Below are 5052 nucleotides of genomic sequence, written 5' to 3' on the forward strand. Positions count from 1 at the left end.
TGGCCCTTGCCGTTGCCGGAGGCGACGCCGAGGTCGGCCTCGCGGGCCTCGCCCGGACCGTTGACGACGCAGCCCATGACCGCGACGCGCAGCGGGACCTCCATGCCCGTGAGGCCGGCCGTGACCTCTTCGGCCAGCTTGTAGACGTCCACCTGGGCGCGCCCGCACGAGGGGCAGGAGACGATCTCCAGGCGGCGCGGCTTGAGGTTCAGCGACTCCAGGATCTGGCGGCCGACCTTGATCTCCTCCACCGGCGGGGCCGACAGGGAGACGCGGATGGTGTCGCCGATGCCCTCGGAGAGCAGCGCGCCGAAGGCGACGGCGGACTTGATGGTGCCCTGGAAGGCGGGGCCGGCCTCGGTGACGCCGAGGTGCAGCGGGTACTCGCACTGGGCGGCCAGCTGGCGGTAGGCGTTGACCATGACGACCGGGTCGTTGTGCTTGACCGAGATCTTGATGTCGCTGAAGCCGTGCTCCTCGAAGAGCGAGGCCTCCCACAGCGCGGACTCGACCAGCGCCTCGGGGGTGGCCTTGCCGTACTTCTTCAGCAGGCGGGCGTCGAGCGAGCCCGCGTTGACGCCGATCCGGATCGGGGTGCCCGCGTCCTTGGCGGCCCGCGCGATCTCCTTGACCTTGTCGTCGAACTGCTTGATGTTGCCGGGGTTCACGCGGACGGCGGCGCAGCCGGCGTCGATCGCGGCGAACACGTACTTCGGCTGGAAGTGGATGTCGGCGATGACCGGGATGTTCGACTTCTTCGCGATCACGGCGAGGGCGTCGGCGTCGTCCTGCGTCGGGCAGGCCACGCGCACGATGTCGCAGCCGGACGCGGTCAGCTCCGCGATCTGCTGGAGCGTGGCGCCGATGTCGGAGGTCCTGGTGGTGGTCATCGACTGGACCGAGATCTGCGAGTCGCCGCCGACGGCCACGGTGCCGACCTGGATCTTGCGGCTGACCCTGCGGTCGGCAAGCTTCGTCGGCACGGCCGGCATTCCGAGAGAGATGGCAGTCATCTGCTGTGCAACCCCAAGGTGTGGATCAAGGTGGGTCAAGGTCCCGAGATCGGCGGGCTCCAGCCTTCGAGATTACGCCAACCCGCGCGCGCTCCTCGCATCGCGGGGGGCGTGCCACCCGTACGTAGGGAGCCGGGCACGATGCGTGCCCGGCTCCGTCACGGATGCGGTAGGGGTGTCCGTACGACCGTCCGACGATCTTCCGATCAGGTGATCTTGATCGGGTTCACCACGTCGGCGACGAGCACCAGCAGGGTGAAGCAGAGGAAGACGCCCGCCACCACGTACGCGGCGGGCATCAGCTTCGCCACGTCGAAGGGGCCCGGGTCGGCCCGCCGGAAGACCCGCGCGAGGCGGCGCGAGACCGACTCCCACAGGGCGCCCGCGATGTGACCGCCGTCCAGCGGCAGCAGGGGCAGCATGTTGAACAGGAACAGGGCGAGGTTGAACATGCCGAGGACCTGCAGCATGATCGCGGCCTTCTGCTCGGCCGGGATGGACAGGGTCGCGATCTCGCCGTTGATGCGGGCCGCGCCGACGATGCCCATCGGGGAGTCGGGCTCGCGTTCGGCGCCGTTGAAGGCGGCGTTCCACAGGCCCGGGATCTTGCCGGGGAGCTTGGCCAGGGATTCCACACTGCCCTGGACGACCTCGCCCACACGGTCCACGGACTGGCTGAAGGTGAGCGGGGCGACCACGTTCTTCGGGGCGATGCCGAGGTAGCCGGCCGACACGTACTGGTCCTTGACGTAGCCGCCGTGGCCGTCCGTCTTCGAGACGCGGTTCTCGACGAGCTCCGCCTTGAGCTCCACCTTCTGCCCGTCGCGCAGGACGGTGAGGGTGGCGGTTCCGATGGTCTTGCGGATGCTCTGCTGCAGGGCGTCCCAGTCCGCGAGCGGCTTGCCGTCGAAGGCCACGATCTTGTCGCCGACCTTGAGGCCCGCGGCCAGGCCCGGGGCCTTCGGGTCGCTGTCCTTGCAGACCTCGCGCTTCTCGCTCTGCTGGATGACGCACGGGGTGACGGTCGCGACCTCGGTGGTCGTCTGCTTCACCCCGAAGGTCATCCAGCCGCCGAAGAAGATCGCCATCGCCAGGACCAGGTTCATGAACGGTCCGGCGAACATCACGATCACGCGCTTCCACGGCTTGCGCGTGTAGAAGAGCCGCGTCTCGTCGCCCGGCTGCAGTTCCTCGTACGCGGCCGAGCGCGCGTCCTCGATCATCGAGCGGAACGGGGACGTGGAGCGGGCGGTGACCTTGCCGTCCTCGCCGGGCGGGAACATCCCGATCATGCGGATGTAGCCGCCCATCGGGATGGCCTTGATCCCGTACTCGGTGTCGCCCTTCTTGCGCGACCACAGGGTCGGCCCGAAGCCGACCATGTACTGGGGCACGCGGATGCCGAAGAGCTTGGCCGTCGAGAGGTGGCCGAGCTCGTGCCAGGCGATCGAGAAGAGCAGCCCGACCACGAAGACGAGCACACCGATCAGGATCAGCAGTACGGTCATGCGCGCGCCTCCACGGCGGCGCGAGCCGCCATCTCCTGTGCCCGGGCCCTGGCCCAGGTCTCCGCTTCAAGGACGTCCGCGACGGTGAGGGAAGTTCCCGTGTCCGGCGTCCCGTGCTCATCGACCACGGCAGAGACCGTATCCATGATTGCTGTGAACGGCAGCCGACCGGCCAGGAACGCCTCCACGCACTCCTCGTTCGCCGCATTGAACACGGCGGGCGCGGTACCGCCCAGGGTGCCCACGTGCCGGGCCAGGCCCACCGACGGGAAGGCCTCGGTGTCCAGCGGGAAGAACTCCCAGGTGGAGGCCTTGGTCCAGTCGAAGGCGGGGGCCGCGTCGGGGATCCGCTGGGGCCAGCCGAGGCCGATCGCGATCGGGCCGCGCATGTCCGGCGGGGTGGCCTGGGCGAGCGTGGAGCCGTCCGTGAACTCCACCATCGAGTGGACGTAGGACTGCGGATGGACCACGACCTCGATCTGCTCGAAGGGGATGTCGTAGAGCAGGTGCGCCTCGATGACTTCCAGGCCCTTGTTGACGAGGGTCGCCGAGTTGATGGTGATCACCGGACCCATCGCCCAGGTGGGGTGCGCCAGGGCGTCCTCGACGGTGACCGAGGCCAGCTCGGCGCGGGTGCGGCCGCGGAAGGGCCCCCCGGAGGCGGTGACCACGAGCTTGCGCACGTCCGCGCGGGTGCCGGCGGCGAGCGCCTGGAAGAGCGCCGCGTGCTCGGAGTCCACGGGGATGATCTGGCCGGGCTTCGCGAGGGCCTTGACCAGCGGGCCGCCGACGATCAGCGACTCCTTGTTGGCCAGGGCCAGGGTCCGGCCGGCGCGCAGCGCGGCGAGGGTGGGCGCGAGGCCGATGGAACCGGTGATGCCGTTGAGGACGGTGTGGCACTCGGAGGCGGCGAGCTCGGTCGCGGCCTCCGGTCCGGCGAGGATCTCGGGCAGCGGCTCACCGGCGCCGTACCGGGCGTCCAGCGCTTCCTTCAGGGCCGGTACGACGTCTTCGCGCGCGACGGCCACGGTGTTGACCCGCAGCAGGTGGGCCTGCTCGGCCAGCAGGGCGACCCGCCCGCCGGCGGCGGACAGCGCGGTGACCCGGAACCGGTCCGGGTTGCGCAGGGCCAGGTCGATGGCCTGGGTCCCGATGGAACCGGTGGATCCGAGGATGACGATGTCCCGGCGGCCGGCCGCGGGGTCGAAGAGGAGGTGCGGATCGGCGAGGGGGGCTGGACGGTCGCTCATGCCCCCATTGTTGCCGCAACTCATGGGCGGCCGGACACGGAGCCCCCCTCGGTGACCCGCAGGAGCAGGTGCGGAAGCGTTCCGGCGAAGTCGGGGAGGGTGGCGGCCACGCGCCACCAGGCGTCCGGATCGGAGCCGATGGCCAGGGCGAACAGCCGGTCGGCCTCCGCCCGTGCGGCGAGGACCGGCGCGGCCCAATCGTGGCGGTCGGGGTGGTCCACGTCACCGAGCCAGTGGTTCTCGTCCAGGGCCCAGCAGGCGGGCGCCTTGTGCCGGATCACGTCCTCGCCGGTGAGCAGTCCGCGCTCCAGGCAGTCGCGCACCCACCGGATGTCCTCCTGGACGGTCTCCATCGGCACCGCGAGGCTCGCCAGGGCCAGTTCGCGCTCCACTCCCCCGACGGGCTCGGCCGCCCTGGGGGCCAGGGAGCGCACCGTCCCGGCGAGCGCGGGGACCCGCGGGCCGTCGGCGGGCTCGGGCTCGGGCTCGGGCAGGGTGCCGCGCACGATCCGGGCCACGAGGACCGGCAGGGTGCCGCGGAAGGCGGGGGCGTGCCGCTGCAGTTCGGCCCAGAGCCGGGGGTCGTCCCGCAGGGGGCGCAGCGCCCGGGCGACGGCCGTGCGCATGCCCGTCCGTTCGGGCAGGGACCAGCGCAGCCCCTTGGTCTCGGGCGGGTTCACGAGCAGGAGGGTGCGGTGCGCGGGGGCGACGTGGGCGGCGAGTTCGTCGAAGGTGAGGAGCCCCATCCGGACGGCTCGTACGGCGGGCCGGTACCAGCGGTACCCCGAAGCCTCCTGGGTGCCGGCGTCGAGGAGTGCCCGGCAGACCTCGCGGGGCAGGCCGCCGGCCAGCAGCAGGGCCTCGACCACGCCGGGCGGCAGCGGGTCGCGGGCGTGCTCGCGCAGCAGCGTCCCGGGGTCGAGCGGGGCGTGCGGCATCCGTAGCAGGGTGAGGGGGATCCGGGGGCGGCGGGGGTGCGCGCGCAGCAGCGGGATCAACTCTTCGGTGGTCAGCGGTCCGGGTCCGGTCTCGCGGAGCAGCTCGGGCGAGGGCCCGGGGCGGGCCGCGTACCGCGCGGGGCCGGGGAGCCCGGGCAGGGGCCGTCCGACGACGTGGGGGTTGCGGGCGACGTACTGCCGGTCCTCCCCGCTGCCGTGGCGCAGGAGCAGGGTGACGGTGGAGGCCGACAGCGGCTCGTCGCGGCACAGGTACTTGCGGGCCGGCGCGTCGAGCCGGCCGATCAGGTCGGTGACGACGTGGTCGGGTGCGTGGCGCAGTACC

Annotated in this window: 3 protein-coding genes and 1 pseudogene; all 4 read right to left on the reverse strand. The window is 71.7% G+C overall.

Translation table 11 applies throughout. The features are described 5' to 3' along the window. A partial coding sequence (ispG, locus tag ACWGDE_RS35955) for a flavodoxin-dependent (E)-4-hydroxy-3-methylbut-2-enyl-diphosphate synthase (RefSeq protein ID WP_453393279.1) occupies positions 1-1013 on the reverse strand: 1013 nt, incomplete at its 3' end. A 206-nt stretch (positions 1014-1219) separates the two neighbouring features. Further along, the gene (locus ACWGDE_RS35960) at positions 1220-2521 is read right to left on the reverse strand and encodes a M50 family metallopeptidase (protein WP_453393280.1); all 1302 of its coding nucleotides are present in this window, start codon (positions 2519-2521) and stop codon (positions 1220-1222) included. Beyond that, positions 2518-3771, reverse strand: coding sequence for a 1-deoxy-D-xylulose-5-phosphate reductoisomerase (gene dxr / locus ACWGDE_RS35965; RefSeq protein ID WP_453393281.1), 1254 nt, complete (start codon positions 3769-3771; stop codon positions 2518-2520). The genes ACWGDE_RS35960 and dxr overlap by 4 nt, the downstream gene beginning before the upstream one ends. A gap of 20 nt (positions 3772-3791) precedes the next feature. After that, positions 3792-5052 (reverse strand): annotated as a pseudogene (locus ACWGDE_RS35970) (hypothetical protein); the annotation flags it as partial.

The organism is Streptomyces sp. NPDC054956, assembly GCF_053609185.1.